Annotated in this window: 19 protein-coding genes and 1 pseudogene; 9 read left to right on the top strand and 11 right to left on the bottom strand. The window is 63.9% G+C overall.

Annotated elements, in window-relative coordinates; genetic code table 11:
* Window positions 1–32 precede the first annotated feature (32 nt).
* Complete coding sequence (locus tag XH84_RS02405; protein WP_128917602.1) at window positions 33–1697, bottom strand: acetolactate synthase large subunit; 1665 nt, start codon at window positions 1695–1697, stop codon at window positions 33–35.
* A gap of 448 nt (window positions 1698–2145) precedes the next feature.
* Here XH84_RS02405 and XH84_RS02400 point away from each other — a divergent pair, with 448 nt between their 5' ends.
* From XH84_RS02400 to XH84_RS02375, 6 genes are all read left to right on the top strand, one after another.
* Window positions 2146–2448, top strand: coding sequence for a hypothetical protein (locus tag XH84_RS02400; protein ID WP_128917603.1), 303 nt, complete (start codon window positions 2146–2148; stop codon window positions 2446–2448).
* 113 nt (window positions 2449–2561) lie between these two features.
* Window positions 2562–4304 carry a type I secretion system permease/ATPase gene (locus tag XH84_RS02395; protein WP_128917604.1) on the top strand — a complete coding sequence of 581 codons (1743 nt, stop codon included), beginning with the start codon at window positions 2562–2564 and terminating at the stop codon, window positions 4302–4304.
* Window positions 4301–5620, top strand: a complete 1320-nt coding sequence (locus tag XH84_RS02390; protein ID WP_128917605.1) for an HlyD family type I secretion periplasmic adaptor subunit — start codon at window positions 4301–4303, stop codon at window positions 5618–5620. The genes XH84_RS02395 and XH84_RS02390 overlap by 4 nt, the downstream gene beginning before the upstream one ends.
* Before the next feature lie 15 nt (window positions 5621–5635).
* Window positions 5636–6577, top strand: coding sequence for a hypothetical protein (locus tag XH84_RS02385; RefSeq protein ID WP_128917606.1), 942 nt, complete (start codon window positions 5636–5638; stop codon window positions 6575–6577).
* Between the two features lie 70 nt (window positions 6578–6647).
* Window positions 6648–7520: a bifunctional helix-turn-helix transcriptional regulator/GNAT family N-acetyltransferase gene (locus XH84_RS02380; RefSeq protein WP_128917607.1), complete on the top strand. Its 873-nt coding sequence runs from the start codon at window positions 6648–6650 to the stop codon at window positions 7518–7520.
* Window positions 7521–7576: 56 nt separating this feature from the next.
* A complete protein-coding gene (locus XH84_RS02375) occupies window positions 7577–7963 on the top strand; it encodes an ester cyclase (RefSeq protein ID WP_128917608.1) in 387 nt (128 codons plus the stop codon).
* Between the two features lie 21 nt (window positions 7964–7984).
* On the opposite strand, the gene XH84_RS02370 is transcribed toward XH84_RS02375, so the two are convergent.
* The 3 genes and pseudogenes from XH84_RS02370 to XH84_RS41335 form a co-directional block, all read right to left on the bottom strand.
* Window positions 7985–9205, bottom strand: a complete 1221-nt coding sequence (locus tag XH84_RS02370; RefSeq protein WP_128917609.1) for an MFS transporter — start codon at window positions 9203–9205, stop codon at window positions 7985–7987.
* Between the two features lie 304 nt (window positions 9206–9509).
* A pseudogene (locus XH84_RS02365) lies at window positions 9510–9903 on the bottom strand (helicase-related protein); the annotation flags it as partial.
* A 255-nt stretch (window positions 9904–10158) separates the two neighbouring features.
* Complete coding sequence (locus tag XH84_RS41335; RefSeq protein ID WP_283810246.1) at window positions 10159–10281, bottom strand: hypothetical protein; 123 nt, start codon at window positions 10279–10281, stop codon at window positions 10159–10161.
* A 406-nt stretch (window positions 10282–10687) separates the two neighbouring features.
* Between XH84_RS41335 and XH84_RS02360 the strand changes: the two genes are divergently transcribed.
* A complete protein-coding gene (locus tag XH84_RS02360; RefSeq protein WP_128917610.1) occupies window positions 10688–11185 on the top strand; it encodes a peptide deformylase in 498 nt (165 codons plus the stop codon).
* A 1-nt stretch (window position 11186) separates the two neighbouring features.
* Entirely contained in the window at window positions 11187–11525 is a 339-nt protein-coding gene (locus XH84_RS02355; protein WP_128917611.1) for a GFA family protein, read from the top strand.
* An 89-nt stretch (window positions 11526–11614) separates the two neighbouring features.
* On the opposite strand, the gene XH84_RS02350 is transcribed toward XH84_RS02355, so the two are convergent.
* The 3 genes from XH84_RS02350 to XH84_RS02340 are packed head-to-tail and all read right to left on the bottom strand — an operon-like array spanning window position 11615 to window position 13568.
* On the bottom strand, window positions 11615–11977 hold the full coding sequence (locus XH84_RS02350) for an ArsR/SmtB family transcription factor (RefSeq protein WP_128917612.1): 363 nt from the start codon (window positions 11975–11977) through the stop codon (window positions 11615–11617).
* A complete protein-coding gene (locus XH84_RS02345) occupies window positions 11977–12639 on the bottom strand; it encodes an SRPBCC family protein (protein ID WP_128917613.1) in 663 nt (220 codons plus the stop codon). Before XH84_RS02345 ends, XH84_RS02350 begins: the two co-directional genes overlap by 1 nt.
* Window positions 12640–12692: 53 nt before the next feature.
* The gene (locus XH84_RS02340) at window positions 12693–13568 is read right to left on the bottom strand and encodes an AraC family transcriptional regulator (protein ID WP_128917614.1); all 876 of its coding nucleotides are present in this window, start codon (window positions 13566–13568) and stop codon (window positions 12693–12695) included.
* A gap of 117 nt (window positions 13569–13685) precedes the next feature.
* Here XH84_RS02340 and XH84_RS02335 point away from each other — a divergent pair, with 117 nt between their 5' ends.
* Window positions 13686–15233 carry a carboxylesterase/lipase family protein gene (locus XH84_RS02335; protein WP_128917615.1) on the top strand — a complete coding sequence of 516 codons (1548 nt, stop codon included), beginning with the start codon at window positions 13686–13688 and terminating at the stop codon, window positions 15231–15233.
* Window positions 15234–15240: 7 nt separating this feature from the next.
* On the opposite strand, the gene XH84_RS02330 is transcribed toward XH84_RS02335, so the two are convergent.
* From XH84_RS02330 to XH84_RS02315, 4 genes are all read right to left on the bottom strand, one after another.
* Window positions 15241–16497: a serine hydrolase domain-containing protein gene (locus XH84_RS02330; protein WP_128917616.1), complete on the bottom strand. Its 1257-nt coding sequence runs from the start codon at window positions 16495–16497 to the stop codon at window positions 15241–15243.
* Between the two features lie 159 nt (window positions 16498–16656).
* Window positions 16657–17835, bottom strand: a complete 1179-nt coding sequence (locus tag XH84_RS02325; RefSeq protein ID WP_128917617.1) for an acyltransferase family protein — start codon at window positions 17833–17835, stop codon at window positions 16657–16659.
* Window positions 17836–18142: 307 nt separating this feature from the next.
* Window positions 18143–19102 (bottom strand): OmpA family protein, encoded by a 960-nt coding sequence (locus tag XH84_RS02320; RefSeq protein ID WP_128917618.1) that lies wholly within the window; start codon window positions 19100–19102, stop codon window positions 18143–18145.
* 216 nt (window positions 19103–19318) lie between these two features.
* Window positions 19319–19879: a zinc metalloprotease gene (locus tag XH84_RS02315; RefSeq protein ID WP_128917619.1), complete on the bottom strand. Its 561-nt coding sequence runs from the start codon at window positions 19877–19879 to the stop codon at window positions 19319–19321.
* Window positions 19880–19960 lie beyond the last annotated feature (81 nt).

The following is a 19960-nucleotide window of genomic DNA, read 5'->3' as shown; positions in this document are numbered from 1 at the left end:
AACGACGGATGTGGTGAGAGCATCGAACAAACTCACGCCTTCGCCTTCTCATGCGCCCGCAACTCGTCCACGAGCACCCGCACATTCTCCGAATAATCGATCGGGATCGAGACCAGATGCACGCCGCCTTCCTTGAAAGCAGCGTCGAGCGTCGGACCAAAACTATCGATGCTCTCGATCCGATGGCCCTTGGCACCGTAAGCCTTGGCGTAAAGTGCAAAGTCCGGGTTGCCGAAGGTCATGCCGTAATCGGCAAAATGATCGACGGCCTGCTTCCAGCGGATCATGCCGTAGGCGTTGTCCTCCAGCACCAGCACGACCAGATTGAGCTTGAGGCGGACGGCGGTCTCCATCTCCTGGCTGTTCATCATGAAGCCACCGTCGCCGGCGACCGCGAGCACGCGGCGGTCGGGATAGAGCATCGCGGCCATCATCGCCGACGGCAGGCCGGCGCCCATGGTCGCCAGCGCATTGTCGAGCAAGAGAGTATTGGCAACGCGGGTCCGGTAGTTGCGCGCAAACCAGATCTTGTACATGCCGTTGTCGAGCGCGACGATACCGTTCTCGGGGATTACCTGGCGGATGTCGTGCACGATCCGCTGCGGCGTCGGCGGCCAGCGCGCCTCGGTGGCGCGGTCGGCGATGCGCCCTAGGATTTCCTCGCGTAGCGGCAGCAGCGCCGCAGCCTGCGGCAGCTTGCCTTCGAGCCGGCCGGCGAGCAGCTCCAGGCTCGGGCCGACATCGCCGACCACCTCGGCGTCCGGAAAGTAGACCTGCTCGACGCTGGCCGACGTGTAGCTGACGTGAATCACCTTCGGCCCCGACGGACCCATGATGAAGGGCGGCTTCTCGATCGGGTCGTGACCGATCGCGACGATCAGGTCGGCGGCGTCGATGGCGTCGTGGACATAGTCGCGCTCGGACAGCGCGGCGGTGCCCATGTAGAGATTGGTGCCGCCGGGCACGGTGCCCTTGCCCATTTGCGTCGTGAAGAAGGGAATGCCGGTGCGCCGCACGAAGCTGGCGATGCCGTGGGTCGATCGCGGCCGGCTGGTTGCCGCGCCCATCATCACCAGCGGGCGCTTGGCGGCTAAAATCATCTCGGCCGCACGGTCGAGCGCGGCGCGATGGGCGACGGGAATCTCGATCGGATGGACGGGGATCACGGGGACGGCAGGCACCTCGTCGCCGGCGATGTCCTCGGGCAGCTCGAGATGTACCGGTCCGGGCCGCTCCTCCATCGCCACGCGAAAAGCGTCGCGCACCACGGTCGGAATGCTGGAGGCGCTGACGATCTGCCGCGACAGCTTCGTCAGCGGCTTCATGGTCGCGACCACGTCGACGATCTGAAAGCGCGCTTGCCGGCTGCTCATGATCGGCTTCTGGCCAGTGATCAGGATCATCGGCATCGCGCCTAGATGCGCATAGGCCGCACCGGTGGACAGGTTGAGCGCACCGGGGCCGAGCGTCGACAGGCAAACACCGGGCTTGCCGGTCAGCCGGCCATGGGTGGCGGCCATGAAGGCGGCGGCCTGCTCGTGGCGGGTCAGGACCAACTCGATCTTGGACGTGCGGAGCGATTCCACCACATCGAGATTTTCCTCGCCGGGGACGCCGAAGATGCGATCGACACCCTCATTCTCAAGCGCGGCGACAAACAGATCCGATCCCTTCACCTTGCGCTCCTGCCCGCTCATGTCATCTCCCGCCCGTTGCGCATCCCGCACGCCGGGAGCCGCCGCATCGTAGCCGTCCATCGACCCGGCACAACTCACAATGCAGCGTGGTCCGGGCGCAATCTTCTGTCCGTCATCCTGAGGCGCGAGGGATGCGATGCGAATGCATCGCGTCCAGAGGCTCGAAGGATGAACGGCCGGAGACAGAGCCGGGCCGCCGCCCCCTTCGAGGCCCGCCTCGCGGCGCGTTTGCGCCGCCAGACGAGCACCTCAGGGTGACGGTGTTCGCGACAGCGTCTGAAGCACACGCCCATGCGATTCAGGCCCGCTGCCCTTCCCGCATCAAGTTCCTCGCCCAACAAATCAGCACCAAATGGCCGCATATGAGTCCGCAACCTTCCGCGCCGCAGGGGATTCATGGGCAGCGGCTATTCTGTCGCGATCTCAACTGCCAACCAAAGGAGTTCACATGGCTCTTCTCGGAAACCTGCTCGGCACGGTCGATGGCCTGCTTGGAACAGCAACGGGTACGCTGTCAGGCGTCGCCGATGCAGGTGGAAGTGCAACGGCCGGCGCCAGCGGCTCGGTCGACCTGTCGCACACGCTCGATGTCGGGGCATTGATCGAGACCAATCCCAGCATCGACGTCTCCGCGTCAGGCCTTGCGGGAACCGGTGGCATCGACGCCTCGGTCTCCGCACCGACCGCGATCGGACTCAGCGCAGACGTCGGACACCTCGACGTCGGTGGCCTCCTCCACGGACTCGTTTGATCGCAGTTCCCTGACGAACGATAGACGGCGTGGGGCTTCGGCCCCACGCCAAGCTGCGCGTGAGCCGCCAGCGTCCGGACACAGATACGTTTCACCCTTTAAGGACATCTAAGATGGCGGCAGCGCTTTCGACGGTCGCGGGCGAGGCGGCAGAGCCGTCGTATCGTCGCGGCGACGATTTGCGCGAGGCGCTCCAAAACCTCTGGCCGCACTTTCTCTGGGCCGGATTGTTCTCGAGCGTGATCAATCTGCTCTATCTCTCTTCGCCGCTCTATCTGATGCAGGTCTACAACCGCGTCCTGCTCAACGAGAACATCTCCACACTCGTCCTTCTCACACTGATCCTCGCCATCGCGCTTCTAACCATGGCCGGGCTCGACGCCGTACGCGCCTGGATCCTGATCCGCTGCGGCATCCGGCTGGACATGGAGCTGTCGACGCGCGTGTTCGAAGCGCTGGTGGTGCGCTCGGCTGAGCGCGGTGCCTCGCGGGGCGCCCAGCAACTGCGCGATCTCGACCAGTTCCGCACCTTCATAACCGGCCCCGGCATCTATTTCGCGTTCGATCTTCCCTGGATTCCGATCTACCTGCTGCTGCTGTTCTTCATCCATCCCCTGCTCGGCCTCGTCGCCGGCATCGGCGCGCTGTTGCTGCTGGGGCTCGCCGGCGTGAACGAGGTCCTGACCCGCAATCCGATGAAGCAGGCCGAGGCATCTGGCAACCAGTCCTACGTCTTCACCGAGAATGTGCTGCGCCACGCCGACGTGATCCGCGCCATGGGCATGCAGCCGGCGGTCGAACGCAACTGGCAGAGCCAGCGCTCCGCGATGCTGGTGCAGCAGGCCATCGCCAGCGACAAGAATGCGGTGATGACCTCGTCGATCCGTTTCTTTCGCCTGCTGCTGCAGTCGCTCATGCTCGGTGCAGGTGCCTGGCTCGCCATCGACCATGCCATTACGCCTGCAACCATATTCGCCGCGAGCATCGTCATGGGCCGCGCGCTGGTCCCGGTCGAGCAGGCGGTCGGCACCTGGAAGCAGTTCATCGGCGCGCGCGATGCCTACACGCAGGTGCGCGACCTCCTCGCCACCATTGATCTCACCACGCCGCAGACCATCGTGCCGAAGCAGCGCAACACCGTCGAGGTGCGGGATCTCGTCTGCGAACTGCCGTCGCGGCAAGAGCCGGTGCTGAAAGGTCTGTCCTTCGAACTCGCCGGCGGACAAGCACTCGGCATCGTCGGCCCCAGCGGGTCCGGAAAGAGCACGCTGGCGCGCCTGCTGGTCGGCGCGATGGCACCCGCCGCGGGGCGGCTGCGCTTCGGCGGGCTCGACTACAATCACTGGGATCCCCTCGAATTCGGCCGCCATGTCGGCTATCTGCCGCAGGACGTCGGCCTGTTCGCCGGCACCGTACGCGAGAACATCGCGCGGTTCGGGGACGCCTCGACCGACGAGATCATCGATGCTGCGATCCGCGCCGGCATTCACGACATGGTGCTCGACCTGCCCCGACAGTACGACACACGGCTCGGCGTCGGCGGCGTTGGACTATCCGGCGGTCAGCGCCAGCGGCTCGGCCTCGCGCGCGCCCTGCTCGGCCGTCCTCCGCTGCTGGTGCTGGACGAGCCCAATGCCAATCTCGATGGTCCCGGCGAGGAGGCGCTGAAGGACGCCCTGCTCCAGGCCAAGGCCGACGGCGCGGCCGTCATCGTCATCACCCACCGCACCACGATCCTCGACATCGTCGACATCATGATGGTGCTGCGCAGCGGCATGCTCGACATGCTCGGACCGCCCGGCGAAGTCTATCAGGCCCTGCAGCAGCAGGCGGCCGCTCGGACGGCTGCGTCATGAGCACCGCAACTTATATCGCCGATCGCGAACGCGCCTATTACGCGCGGCCGGGGCGGCCCGCCCTGGTGGGCGCGATCGTGGTCGGAGCATTTGCTTCGGCCATGACGCTGTGGGGCACACTCGCTCCGATCTCGGGCGCGGCGATCGCCAGCGGCAATCTCCAGGTCGAGGGGCGGCGCCAAAACGTGCAGCATCCCTATGGCGGGGTGATCCGCCAGCTTCTGATCCGCGACGGCGCGCACGTCGAGAAGGGACAACTTCTGCTCGTACTCGACGATAGCGACCCCCGCGCCAAGCTGGACGTGCTGGTTGCCGACCGCGATGCATCGCGCGCCGCGCAAGCGCGGCTGATGGCCGAGCGTGACGGCCGCGCAGCACCCGACTTCGGCGTCGATCCGAACGACGCCAAGCCCGCGCTGCGTCAGGCGATGGCGAACGAGATCGCGATGATGGCCGCGCGCAAGCATCAGTTCGAGGCCGAGACCGCCGTGCTCAAGGGCAAGATTGCCGAGCTGACCGCCCAGATCGGCGGCACCCAGGCACAGCTGACCGGCACCGAAAAGCAGCGCGAATTGCTGTCGGACGAGATGAACGGTGCGCAGCACCTCTACGAACAGGGCTACACGCCCAAGACCCGGATCCTGGCCTTGCAGCGCGAGGATGCCAAGCTGCAGGCCGACATCGGCGCGCAGCGTGCCACCATCGCCGGCATGCAGCAGCAGATCGCGCAGAACGAGTCCGAGATCGCCAAGGCCGAGCGCGCCCGCATGAGCGAGATCACCGACCAGCTCCGTTCCACCGAGAACAAGCTCGCAGAACTCGCCCCAAAAGTCGACGCCGCAACCGACGTGGTGACCCGCACCCAGATCCGCGCGCCCGCCACCGGCTCGGTGGTCGGGCTCGACGTCTTCACCGAAGGCGGGGTGATTCAGCCCGGCGCAAAACTCATGGACATCGTGCCGTCGGACAATCCGCTAATCGTGGATGCCCAATTGAAACTGTCCGACATCAACGATGTCACGGTCGGCCGCCGCGCCGAGATCCGGCTGACCGGCGTCAACTATGTCGAACGTCCCCGCCTCTACGGCACCGTGCGGACGGTGTCGGCCGACCGCGTCACCAACGAAAAGACCAGCGGCCCCGGCTATTACGCCGTCGAGGTCTCGCTTGAGCCGGAGGACGTGAAGAAGTCTCGCATCGAATTGCAGTCGGGCATGCCGGCCGAGGTGATCGTACCGACACGCCCGCGCACGCTGTTCGAATATCTGTTTGGTCCGCTCCGTGACGAGCTGACCCGTGCCTTCCGCGAACGCTGACGAGGAGCAAGGCCGATGTCTGCATCCGAGCGGAACAGCCGTCGCGCCGAGAAGGCGGAGACGGCCCGCAACATCACGACGGAAGAGACGGTTGCGTTCATGACCGCCCTGGTCGCCTTCCTGAAGGAGGCCGAAGGCGCCGGGCATCATGGCGGCGATGCGCAGCCGGCACCCGCGGATTTGCCGTCCATGCCGGTACACGCCGCTGATCCGACGCCTGCGGAAGCGATGCCTGCTGAGCATCAGACCGCCCCCGACGATCGGCACGCCGATGCCGGCGCGGCCCCGACGGAGGAGACCGCGACGGCGCTTCACGCGGATCGGACGAGTGGCGACCTCGCGCACGCCGACGAAAACACCGGCCTCGCCGCGATGACGGACAGCCCGGTCAGCGCGTCCGTTTCACCTGCCAGTCACATCGTGACGCCCACCGCCGTTGCCTCCGATCATCTTTCGGGAGCCGGCGCCAACGCCACTCACACCGATCTCGCGACATCCACGCCCATTGATCCAGCCTCGTCCCTGCATGAGCTCGGCAGCACGATCACGAACCTCGTCGACACCTCGCTGTCGGCGATCTCGCATACGCTCGACAGCCTGAGCACCACTGTCAGTCAGTTAACATCCACCATCACCGAAACGATCGGACAAGTCACCGACAGCGTCACCGGCCTTGTCGGCGGCTTGCTGCATTCCGTCGATGGCAGCGCCCATGATGCGGCCTCCCCCGACCTGTTCAGTGCACTGGTCACGGATATCGTGAGCACGCCGATCGCCACGCCGCATGATGCCGCGACGACGCACGCCGTCGATATCGGCGGCCTCGACACCGCCGGCGCAGTGCCGATGGCGGCGCTACCGCCGCTGACGCTGCATCTCGGCTTTCTCGGCCAACCCAGCGACGGCCACGAACTTCACGATGGCGCGTTCTCGGCGCTCGGTGTGCATCATTTCTAGCGGGTTCCCCCAATCGACGCCGCGGCCACGCGCGTTGACAGAACGGCATATCTGACTAAAGTCAGACATCATGCTGGACCCGATCTCGCGCGTTCGCCGCTTCAACCGCGCCGTCACCTCGGCGGTCGGCGCGCTCGACACCTCCTTTCTGGGCCGCGGCCGGCCGCTGGGCGCGGCGCGCGTGCTCAATGCGATCGGACATGGACGCTCGGACGTGGCGGAGATCCGCGACTATCTCGGTCTCGATTCCGGGCTGATGAGCCGGCTGCTCCGCAGCCTCGAGGACGAGGGGCTGATCGAGACCGCCGCGCGTGAAGACGATGCGCGCTGCCGTGTCGCGACCTTGACGCGTGCGGGTCGGCGCGAGTTCGCCGCTTATGAGGCGCTGTCGAACGCGCAGGCCGAGGGCTTTCTCGCGCAGCATTCACAACGCGAGGCGCTGCTGGCGGCGATGGACCTGATCGCCTCCACCCTGACGCGCGAGCGAGTTGCGCTGGACGAGATGGATCCTCGAAGCGAAGAAGCGCGCCACTGCCTCGGCGAATATTATGCCGAGCTCGGCCGCCGCTTCAGCCAAGGCTTCGACGTCTCGCTGTCGCGCGACCCCGACGCCAAGGACATGCGCCGCCCGCGCGGCACCTTCATCGTCGCGATGTCGGACACGCTGCCGATCGGCTGCGTCGGCTTGAAGGGAACGGAGAGCGGCTACGCCGAGGTCAAGCGTCTGTGGGTCGCTCCCTCCGCACGCGGATTGCGGCTCGGCCGGCGGCTGATGGATGCGACCGAGAGCGCCGCGCGCGAGCTCGGCATCTCGCTGCTGCGGCTCGACACCAACAGCGCGCTGCCCGAGGCCGGCCAGCTCTACCGCAGCACGGGCTGGCGCGCGATCCCGCGCTACAACGACGATCCCTATCCCGACCTGTTCTTCGAAAAGCAGCTGTGACGCCGCGAGGCGAATTCGCCTCTGCTGCGTTGTCCTTGCGGCATGGGAGCTTCACCATGAACGCCGCCGATCTCGACGAGACCTATCGCAGCTACATCGCCTGCCTGAACCGGCAGGACTGGCCGGCCCTCGGCCGGTTCGTGCATGACGATGTCGTTCACAACGGCCGGCCGCTCGGCCTGTCCGGATATCGCGCGATGCTGGAGCAGGATTTCCGCGAGATTCCGGATCTACGCTTCAACATCGCGCTGCTGATCTTAGATCCGCCCACCATCGCCTGCCGGCTGACATTCGACTGCACGCCGGCCGGAAAATTCCTGGGCCTCGACGTGAACGGCAGGCGCGTGTCCTTTTGCGAGCACGTCTTCTATGCGTTCCACAATGGAAGGATCCGGCAGGTCTGGTCGCTGATCGACAAGACGGCGATCGAGGCGCAGCTCTGACGCTGCGCCTCGATCTCGAACTTACGCCGGCACCGGTGCCGCCTCGCCTTGCGGCTTTGCGAAGGGGCGGAACGTCATCGCCATCAGGAAGGCGCCCAAGCCCATCGCCCAGGAGGCGATGTAAAGCCAAGCGTAGCTGGAGAAGGCGTCGTAGATCAGGCCGCCGGCGAGCGGGCCGGTGGCCATGCCGAGGCTGCCGGCCATCGCCGTGCCGCCGATCACCGTGCCCATCATCTTGAGCGGGAAGTTCTCGCGGATGATCACCGCGTAGAGCGGCATGGTGCCGGCATAGATGAAGCCGAAGACGGCGCCGACCGCATAGAAGGTCGCAAGCTGATGGGCAAAGACGTAAGCCAGCGCGCCGAACGCCTGCAACAACAGGCCCGAAACCAGCACCCGCTTGGCGCCGAACTTATCGCCCATCAGGCCGAAGGCGATGCGGCCGCCGAGGCCCGCAAACCCCTCGATGCTGTAGATCGTCACCGCCGCGATCAGCGGGATGCCGCAGCTCACGGCATAGCTGACGGTATGGATGATCGGGCCGGAATGGGTGGCGCAGCAGAAGAAATTGGTCGCGAGCAGGACCAGGAATTGCGGCGAGCGCAGCGCCTCGCTCATCGACATCTCGCTCTGCGCGGCGCCCTCGCCCTTTGGGGCGGCCTCGGCCTGCGCGAGCGCGGGCGGACGGCGCACCAGCAACGAGACCGGGATCATGATGGCGCCGACCACCAGCGCCACGATCTGCATCGAGGTGCGCCAGTCGTGGCCGGAGACCAGCCAAGCCGCGAACGGCGCCATCGTCATCGGCGCGATGCCCATGCCGGCCGACACCAGCGACACGGCGAGGCTGCGATGGGTCTCGAACCAGCCGGTGACGGTCGCCATCATCGGCGCGAAGATCGCGGCGCAGGACGCGCCGACCAGAAGGCCGAACACGAACTGGAACGCAAGCAGCGAGGCCGCATGGCTCGCGGCGAACAGGCTGAGCGCCAGCACGGTCGATCCCGTCAGCACCACCGGCCGTGGCCCGAACCTGTCGGTCAGTGTGCCCCAGGCCATGCTGGTGAATGCCATCGCCAGAAAGCCGATCGTCATCGCGCTGGAAATGCCGGTCACCGACCAGCCGGTGTCCTTGACGATCGGCTGCAGGAACACCGGCAGCGAAAACATGCCACCGATCGCGACGCAGCCGAGCAGGCCGCCGGCGGCGACCATCACCCAGCGATAGGGGGATTGGGTCATATTGGTCTCCCGAGATGATCTTGTCTGAGTGGAAGACGAATGGGAACCACGCCAGCCGACAGGATCGAGCAAGTTTTTGCGGACCTGCCGACACAAAACGCGAAAACAACCCCATGCACAGTAGCCGGCCTCTGCGAGATCAAGGACTTAGCGAGCAGGCAAGATGAGCCATCGGCGGCTTGCGACGGCCGGCCGCGATTTGACTCGTCGGGCAAAACCCCGGCGTCGCGGCATCATCCCGCCGGTATCGCGCGCAAGAGGCCATGGTTCACGGCCTCGTGCGCACGACGGCCATCGGGTTCGGTCAAACTTCGAACAGAGCTTTCACATCGTTCTCAGTGAGCGCCGAAGCGATCTGTCCATCTCGCTCGAACAGGCTGTCGGCCAGGGCCCGCTTTCGGGCCTTGAGCTCGTCCATCTTCTCCTCGATCGTGCCGGCAGCGACCAGTCTGTAAACGAACACCGCTTTGTCCTGCCCGATCCGGTAGGCACGATCGATCGCCTGTTCCTCAACGGCGGGATTCCACCAGGGATCGAAGATGATCACGGTGTCGGCGGCGGTGGAGATTGAGGCCCACCCCACCCGCCTTCAGGCTGACGAGGAACACCTCCGCCGCTCCGTTCTGGAAAGCCTCGATCGCCGCTTTGCGATCCTTGGTGTCGCCGGTCAGCAGGCTGTAACGCAGGCCGTCGGCGTCGTGAAGCCGGGCGCCGAGACCAGCGCGGCGACGTGCGGGGCAAGGTCGTGGCGCTCGCCGTCGATGTCGATGCCGAGCGCGAGCTCGAACCAGTCGATACCGCTCGATTCCAGCGCCGCGTCGAAATCGCCCGAGGAGTCCGCGAGCCGGAACGGAAAATCGTCGTCGAACAGAATCTCGAACCCTTTCGACGCCGCGCACCTCCGCGGTGACTTGCTTCAGGTCATCGCTGACCTTCAGATTCGAGACGCGGGCCTATGCCTGATAGGAGACCGCCTTCTCCATCGCCGATCGGCTGAAGTAAGTGTAGATCGATTTGCGCTTGAGAACGTCCGAGAGCACCGCAGCATTCCACGACAGGCTTTGAGCTTTCAGCATAGCGCCCAGGACCGGATGAGTGTAGCCACCCTGTCCAGCTTGCAAACAGGAACCGCAACCATCGCGGCCTGAAATGACAGGGAAGCCGCAGGAAGGATGTGATTCAATGATCGGTGAGTGCTAGGGGAATGGCTTTAGGGAGCGATCTCGCCCGTGGCCATCCTTCGAGACGCCCGCCGTTGGCGGGCCCTCAGGATGAGGACCGGGCGCGCGGCGCCAGTTTCAGCGAGCACCAATGCTGCTGAGCCTCATCCTGAGGAGACCGCGAAGCGGTCGTCTCGAAGGACGACGCGCTTGCTCAATTGCCGCTCTGAAGTCATATGCGATTGCCCTCTCCCGCAAGCGGGAGAGGGAGTGCACTTGGCTTGTAGTCAAACCTGATCTCATCACGCCCTAGGGGAGCCATATGGCCATCCGCCCTATCCTGCGCTATCCCGACCGCCGCCTCGCGAGCCCTGCCCACCCCGTCACCGCGTTCGACCACGGCTTGCGCGAGCTCGCGGCGGATTTGCTGGAGACGATGCGGGCCGCGCCGGGGATCGGCATTACCGCGCCGCATATCGGCGTGCCCTTGCGCGTCGTCGTGCTCGAGCTCGACGCCAAGGACGGCCCCCTCACCTACGTCAATCCGGTGATTGAATGGGCCTCACCCGAGATGATCCTGCACCGTGAAGGCAGCGTCTCGATGCCAGGAGTCAACGACCAGGTCCAGCGGCACGCGCGCGTGCGGATCAGCTACTCCGATCTCGACGGCAACATGCAGAGCGAGGAATCGGAGGGCTTATGCGCCGTATGTCACCAGCACGAGATCGACCAGCTCGACGGCATCTTCTGGATCCAGCGATTGTCGCGGCTGAAGCGGGAGCGGCTGGTGAAGAAGTACGAGAAGATGGCGCGGGGGTGACCTGCGGTCCACAGATTGCCAGCGCGACACCGGAAGCGGCCACAGCTCCGTCTTCGTGTTCGCGCGCAGCGCGGTCTCCGTGACCGGCGAGGTGCGCGAGATCGCGCGCTCCGCCGACAGCGGCGCCATCAAGCGAAAAGGCTTTTGTCCGAATTGCGGCTCGCCCATCTACAACAAGCCGGAGGAAAAGCCGGACTACATCGGCATCTATGTCGGCACTCTGGACGATGCCAGCACATTCAAGCCGTCCGTCGTGCTGTACTGCTCGCGCGGATATGCCTGGGATCGCCTTGATCCCGAGGTCCCAAAGCTTCCGGAATGGCATTCGGGATCGCGATAGGTTCCGTCAGGCGGATCAGCGAAGCGTAATCCGCCCTCTATCGACAAGGCGCGATACGGAGTGGCCCGTGATGCCCCCGGTCAATGTGTTCACGCCCTCTTCCCGCTCCGTTTGGTCATCGGCGCGTTGCGACGTTCCCGTTTGCCGCGCGCGATTTCGGTCGCCAGCGCGTCCAGTTTCGGCTCCCAGAAATTGCGGAACTGACCGATCCAGGCATCCACCGCGCGAAGCCCGGCGACGTCGACTGAATAGAGCCGTCTTTGCGCCTCCGCCCGAACCGTCGCAAAGCCGCTCTCTCGCAGCACCTTGAGGTGCTGCGAGACGGCGGCCTGGGTGATTCCGAACTCGGCGCCGATCAATTCGACGACCTCACCGGACGCCATTTCGCCGTGCGCCAGCTGTTCGAGGATGCGGCGGCGAACAGGATCAGCGAGGACCTCGAAGACGTGCATCAGCTTCCTGTGCCGGGATGAGCGATGTCGGACGGCATCTCGCCGCGATAGAACGCGATGGTGCGGTCCGAGCGCTGCTTCGCCTCGGCAGGGTCGACCCCGCTTGCGACATGCGCCGCGCGCCAAAACTCGCCGCTGGTCGTCATGAATTCCTTGCCCTCCAGCGAGCCCATCCAGGCTTCGGCCGTCTCGTGGTCGACCGATGCGCCGGTCGCAACATATCGCTCGAGTCCCGCAAGCGCGAGGTCCCAACCGATGCCCACCGCACCCGGGCCGAACTGATTCCAATGATCCTCGATGATCGCAGTGTGCTCAAGCGTCAAACGCGACTGACTTCGTTCGGCTGCCAGCTTGACGTCGATCCAGCTCACCGCCCCTGCAAACTCCCACGTTGCCGCAAAATGGGTCGGCGGCGTACATGCCGTGATGGTGCCGCCCGCATTGCCCTTGAGCTGGTACCGTCCACCGAGTTCAAGGTCACCCTCGACCGGCAAGAACCAGCGCGGAATGCGCTCCCTGCTGGTCACGGCGTCCCAGAGATCGTCGACGCTGGTGTCGTAGAGCCGCGTCAGGGTCACCGTGCTGGCGGGTCTTCCGTCTTTCTCAAGGCTCGTCACCGAACGCGTGACAAGCCCCAACACCCTGGCGACGTCGATCTGCATTGCGCTCCTCCTCGTTGTTGCGAGGTCTTAATATCAATCCAAACTAATATAAGTCAATTCTTATATTTCGGCAGGCGCCGCCGTGGCGGCCTCGCGTTCTGGGCCGACCGCGGGCGAACCGGACCATGGCTGCCTTCCCCGGAGTCCTGCAGCACATGGGCGAGATATCTCGCCGGCGGCTTGCCGAGCGCCTTCTTGAACATGGTGATGAAGGCCGCGACGGAATCATAGCCGAGATCGGCCGAGACCTGCTGCACGCTGGCGCCCGAGGTGAGCTCCCGCAAGGCGACGATCAGGTGCAATTGCTGGCGCCAGCGTCCAAAGCTGAGGCCGGTCTCCCTGACGACGAGGCGTGCGAGGCTGCTCTCGCTGAGCGCGACCCGGCCGGCCCATTCGGCGAGCGTGCTGCGATCGGACGGGTCCTTCGCCAGGACCGCCGCGATCCGCTTCAAGCGCGGCTCCGACGACAGCGGCAGATGCAGCTCTTGAACCGGCATGCGCGGAAGCTCACGCAGGAGCACCTGTGCCAGCAGCTTTTCCCTCGCCTCGTCGCCAGAGGCCGCAGCCGACAGTTCGACGATCAACTCACGCAGCAGCGGCGAGATCGAGAGCGTGCAGCACCGGTTCGGCAGATCGACGATGTCGGGCTCGATATAGACGAAGAACAGCCGGGCATTTGCCGTCGCGCGGTTGCTGTGCTGCATGCCGCCGGGAATCCACACCGCGCAATGCGGCGGCACCATCCATAGACCCGTGGGCACGCGACATGTGACGCCGCCGGCCAGGGCGAAAACCAATTGCCCCTTGCGGTGGCTGTGATCGGGCACCTCCTCTTTCGTCCCGCTGACGTCGACGCGTACGACGATGACGGGCGCCGAGCGATCGTCGACGTCGAGGTCCAACCAGGGAAAGCGAAGGGGCCGCCGCATGCTTGACTGTTTTTAGAAATTGATTGGCCAAGTATCTAAATTCAGCAAGGCGGTAAGTCCATAGATTGCTGACCTACTCGCCCGCCCGATGGCTGGGCACTCACGGGAGAGAGAGCCATGCATGGCATGATGACCTCGAAAGCCGAGCTCGGACGCGAGGTTCGCACGCAAGCAGGTCGCGTGCGCGGCACCTTACGGGACGCAAGCGGCGTGCTGGCCTTCAAGGGCATTCCCTACGCCGCCCCGCCGCTCGGGCCTCTGCGCTGGCACTCCCCGCAGCCGCCGGCGCGCTGGGCTGGCGTGCGCGATGCGCTTGTCTTCGGCGCGGGTTGCCTGTCCTCGCTGGAGAACGACCATCGACCTGGGCCGCGCCATGAGGATTGCCTCTACCTCAATGTCTGGACTGCAGCGCGATATGCGGACGAGAAGCACCCCGTGATGGTGTGGATCCACGGCGGCGGCTTTCAGTTCGGCTCCTCCGCCAACCCCGCGACCGACGGCGGCACGCTGGCCGCCAACGGCGTCGTCGTCGTCAGCTTCAACTATCGCCTCGGTATCTTCGGCTTTCTGGCACATCCCGATCTCGACGCGGAGGCGCCCTCGGGCAATTACGGCCTGCAGGACCAGCTGGCGGCGCTGCGCTGGGTGAGGACCAATATCGCCGACTTCGGCGGCGATCCAGACAATATCACCCTGTTCGGCGAATCCGCCGGCGCCATGGCTGTCGGCATCTTGATGGCTTCGCCTCTCGCGCACGGGCTGTTTCACAAGGCGATCGGCCAGAGCGGCGCATTCTGGGACGGCCGGCACGGGCCGCTGCAGAGTTTTGACGAAGCCCGCGCGCGGGGTGTCGCCTTTGCCCGGCAACAGGGCGATGGGTCGATCGCGGCGTTGCGCGACCTGCCGGCGGACCGGTTGAACGCCGCCGCGCCGTGGAGCTTCAAGACCAGCCCCGTTGTCGGCGCGTTCTCGCCGAGCATCGATCATCACGTGGTGCCTGACGTGCCCGCGCGGCGCTTCCTGCGTGGCGAGCAGATGCGCATCCCGCTGCTGACGGGCTGGAATGCCGCCGAGGAATTCCCGTTCATGGCGCAGGCCCTGCCCCACCCATCGGCGGATGCCTTTCTCGCCGCAGCCGACGCGATGTTCGGCCGGGAGCGCATGGTCGATTTCCGCAAGCTCTATCCCGCCGCGACCGACGCTGAGGCAACGATCTCCGCGGCCGCGCTCACGGGTGACATTGTGATCGGCGAACAGTGCTGGCAGTGGCTGCGCCTGCATCGGCGAACGCAGCACGCACCGGTCTACGGCTATCTCTTCAGCTACACCTCGCCCTACACGCCGATCGCCTCGCACGTCACCGAGATCCCCTTTGTGTTCGGCACGCTGACGCCGCAGCAGGTGATCGGCAGCATGACGCCGCCGGCGGAGGAGGACCTCGCGCTGGCGCGGACCATGATGGACTATTGGGTGAATTTCGCGGCACATGGCGATCCGAATGGACCAGGTCTGCCGCCGTGGCCGCATTATGACGAGAGCGACGTCGTGCAGATCATCGGCACGACGATCGAAGCCCGCCCCAATCCCCAAGGCGAGCGCTTCCGCTTCCTCGACGGCTTCAGGCAGGACGGCGTGCTGCCGGTACGATGGCGTGAGGTGGGTTAAGCGCCCCCTATCCGCCCGCCATCAACGACTTTGCCAGCGCCATGTAGGCCGGCAGCGTCACGGGGTCGTTGGCGGCGTTGCCCGCGACGGGGTGCGAGGCGTAGCGCGCGATCACCATCTCGGCTTTGGGATCGACGTAGATGCCCTGGCCGTAGACGCCGCGCGCCATGTAGGCGCCGTGCTCGTTGTGCGTCACCCACCATTGATTGCGGTAGGACGCACCCGGAAGCGTGGTGTATCCGGCCGGCTTGAACTTCTCGGGATCGCCGCCGCCCGCGATGTCCTCGACCACCTGCGACGCCACGATCTGGCGGCCGTTGAAGCGGCCATGATTGCGCTTGGTCTCGCCGAAGCGAGCGAGATCGCGCAGCGTCGTCGACAGGCCGCCGCCGCCGCTTTCGGTGCCGATGCGGTCGACGTGATAATACGCATCCTCCTCCGCGCCCATCGGCTGCCAGATCCGCTCGGACAGAAGTTCGGACAGCGTCATGTTGCTGGCGCGCCGGCAGATCCACGCCAGCACGTCCGTGTTGACCGTCTTGTAGGCGAAGGCCTTGCCGTGCTCGCCCTGCTTCGCCTGCGCGATCAGGAAATCGAAGATGTTGGTCGGGCCGTCATAGTCCGGCGGAATCGGCGCCATGCCGTTGGCGCGCCGAAGGCCCCAGACGTCCGAGTTCTTGTCGGTGTAGATTTCGGTGTAGGCGAGCCCCGTGGTCATATCCATGACCTCATGCACCCGCGCATCGCCAAACCCGCTCCGCTTCAGCTCCGGCACATAGTCCGTGACGGGCGCCTGCGGATCGATCTTGCCCTCGACGACCAGAATGCCGGCGAGCACGCCGGTGAAGGACTTCGTCACGGACATCCCGATATGCGGCTTGTGCGGCTTCAGCGCACCAAAGTAGCGCTCGTAAATCAGCCTGCCCCGATGCAGCACGGCGATGCCGTCGGCATAGGTCTCCTCCAGCATCTTTGCGAACGTCATGGGCCGGCCATCCATCGTGGTCGAAGCGATCGCGCCGATGTCGTGATCTTCGCGTGGCAGAGATGATGCAGGCCCCGCCCCGCGCCAGACGTTCATGGTCGGCACCAGCTGGCGGATGTTGCTCCAGGCCCAGCGCAGCTCGGGGAAATTGCGGAACGAGCCGTCGTGGAAGGTGATGAGGCGATCGGGCGCCGGCGGGAAGCCGCGCATCCAGCCGAGGGTTTCCGGGTCCGTGGAGGTGGCGGCGGGAGATTGAGCGGGCGTGGACGCGACAGACATGAACTTGAACTCCGGAGACGACCTTGCCGACCTCATAGCACGGCATCGCGCGCCGACTGGCTACGGATGGCCAGTCTGGCACCACCACGAAGATGACGTCCGTCTCAGCGACGGACACCGTTTTTCACCCCGAACCCGCATTCCCGGTCGTGGAGGATTTCACAATGGCAATCGTTCTCGCGGCGCTAACGACGTGGCATTTGGTCGTGATGCCGCGGAGGAGCGTGGCTTGCGGAATGGCGCGATTGGAAATCTTGTGTGCACGGCAAACAAGTAGCTGGCAAGCTGCTTGTGGCGCATCTCTGTGACGCTGGCGAGAGTTGCTGCGATCACGTTGGCGAGGATGACGGTGCATCCAAAAACGAGCCAGCCGCCGTCCTTCCAGAGCAGGAACGCTGGGTACATGATTGTGTGGTGGAGCAGGTAGAGGGTGAAGGAGTACCCCGAAAAGAACCGGACTACTCGCGCCATCGCAGCTGAGGAGGTGGCAGGCATCGCCTGCGTTGCCCCTACGATCCCGAACAGGAACAGCAACAGCAGAGGATAGGTGCTCGGCCGGTATTCGGCATAGGGCCGCACAACCATGAAATACGCCGCGGCGGATGCAACGACGATCGCCAGCGATACGCCGCGAGGGGGAAGCCATCCCCGTCTTGCCAGAAAGTAGACGTAGGCGCCTCCGAGCCACAACAGAAACAGTGATTGGCCCACCCCATCATCCTGAAGGGCGCCGAAGATGTAGTGCGTTGGAATTTGCCCGAAAACAAGAGCGATCGGGATAAGCAACAGTGCCGCCGCCGGCCGCGCGCCCAGGAAGAAAAGCGCGGCCACGAAAAGGTAGATGTGCCATTCGATAACGAGTGTCCACAATTGGCTTCCAGATCCGAATGCCGGCGACCGCAAGAAGCTTAGATGTGCAAGCGGGCCGCGGTAGGTCTCAATCATGAATATGTTTGCGACGAACGCCTTGAAATTGTAGCTGGCTGCCAAAGCGGCATTTCCGATCAGATGCAGTGTGGCGGCATCGATCACGGCGATTGCGACCAGGCAAGGAAGCAGACCGGAATAGATGCGGGCGAAACGTTCAACGAAGAACTGCGAAAAACCGTACTGCGGGTCCCGTGATGATCTCTCGACCAAGGTATAGCTGATCAAGAATCCCGACAGCACGAAGAAGAGCAGCACCCCGACGTTTTGCGGAAGAGCGAACTGACCGCCCCGTAGCTGGGGCATGAAGAATGAGATTCCGTGCCCTACACAGACAGCTTGCGCGGCAATGGCGCGGAGCGCGTCTAGCGTAATCGAGGTTCCGTTCTTGGCGGGATTAAGGTTGAACATGCGGGCTGCCAGTGAGGCCCGGACACTACGCGACAACTTCTAATCGAGCAACGACCCGCTCGCCAATTTTCGCATAGTACAATCCAAAGGAGATACTTCGGCTCAACAAGGCCACCCAAGATTTCGAGGCCAAACTGCTCCGGGTGCACTAAAGCGCGATGCGATTAGGATGAAACGTCATCGCGCTTTAGGTTGTTGTTCAAGCATGATCTTTTCGGAAAACCGCTACGCACTTTTCCGGATCATGCTTTAGCGAAGTCCGGCGGAAGCAAACCAGGCGCCGAGCAAGGAGTTATGATAGTCCGTTTCACGGCCCGCTAAACGGTTTCGGTCTCTCCAGCGGCACGAACGCGCTCAAGTGGGCCGGATATGTCGATGCTCCGCCGCCTATGGTCGTGCCGGTGCTGATGTTCAAGTAGACGTCCTTCACTCCCCTCGGTGTTTCCAGCAGGATCCAGTTCTCGCTCACGTCACCTATGCCGATCGTCGTGAAGCGCATCGACTTGCCGAACTGCGAGCAGGAAATCGGCTTTTCGGTTGTAAACGCATTCCAGGGACCATGCAGTGTACCCGATCTGCTGCCGGTCTTCGGAAGGGTCAATCCAAAGCCCAGACCGACCGCCGCATAGACGTAGGTGCACTTCAGATTGTTTTCCGTATCCCAGATGGAGAACAACGCGCTGGCAAACGCAATCCCGGCTCCAGCCCGCCCCTTAACGATCCGTTTGATGGCCGATCTCGCTGTAAACGAGATCGATCCGTCGACCTCAAGCAGCATGGCAATCTTGAAATTTCGGCTGACTTTTGGCTTCGGCGGAACGGTCCGCGGCAAGTTCGGCTTTATGATTGGTTCAAAATAGACTTTCGGCAGCACCCAAAGGGCCACCGATCTATCGGCGTCTTCATCGAGCTTGTGATTCCTGGTCTGCGTATTGCCGATGGCATGCGTCTGCATTTGTTCCGGGTGGATGCCCATCTCGGACAGACACTTCGCGACCGTAATCACGCGGTTGGCCGACGTCGTCATATTCCAATCGGCCGTACCGATCCGGCTCGCGGCCCCCGTCATCCATATCTGACCTGCGTCATCCTCGAGCAGAGGAACCACTCTGCTCCTCAGAAATTCGAGATGCTCTGTCTTCAAGCCACGGAACTGGTAACCGGCAAAGTCGTCGAAGTCGAAATTCCAGAGTCGCGCGTGCAGAACTCCCACTCCGGAAAAATCCAAGCCCACGTCAACCTTGCCCGGACCGGTTTTGTGAAACATGTCTCTTACCCGCAATAGGACGGCAGGAACTCGTCGGTGATCAACGGGACGGCCCGCCCGTTCCTAGTAGCGGTTGTCGTCGGGAGGGTTCATCAAATCGAGAGTTACACACTCTAGCGATCGCGATCTTGGACTTTCGCGCTCAGCTCCGGACTGGAGCGACGGATATCTCGAACAGGAGTTTCGGGTCGTTCTCAACAATTGAACCGCCTTGTTCTATCCCCCAAATCGCTTGACCAACCCTGAGCCTTTGGCTGCATTGATCTGCGGGCCAGTCAAGTCGGACCCGGCGTTCAATCCCGCCGTCATGAGATTCTTGACGCGCTGTGCCGCCTGCTTCTCGTTGGAATAGTCGATCTCGACATGATCGAGGCTCATCAGATGGCCGAGCTCGTGAGCCCAGGCACGTCCATTGGCATGATCGTCGCCATACCACTGCACGAAGCTTGCCGGCTCGGGATCGCTGTCAAGGTAAGAACCGCCGCCGGCTGAAAGGTTTGGAATCGGATTGACGAGAAAGATATGAACCGCATTGTCCTTCGTACGGCGGAGGCTAAGGACATCCAGCACCTGCTTGTCATTGTTGCGGGCGCTCTTTGCCATATCGAGCGGCTTGTCGATCAGGCAATCATTGATCACGAACGCAATCTTGGCCTTCGACCAGATCTTGTTGACCACATCCAGAGCTTTTTTGGCTGCATCGCAATCCCATTTTGCCGGCTCCGGAACACCCCTTTCGGCAAATGGCGTGATGTAAACCTTCAGTGGAATGGACACGACAGTCTCCAAGGTTGATGTTAGAATTCATGCCTGAAAGGTGGAGTTCGCGCTCCGCTGGAGAGCCTCCCCCACCTGGCA

Source organism: Bradyrhizobium nanningense, assembly GCF_004114535.1.
GTDB classification, from domain to species: domain Bacteria; phylum Pseudomonadota; class Alphaproteobacteria; order Rhizobiales; family Xanthobacteraceae; genus Bradyrhizobium; species Bradyrhizobium nanningense.
Note: the sequence above shows the minus strand (reverse complement) of the source record. Positions and strands in the feature narration are given on the sequence as shown.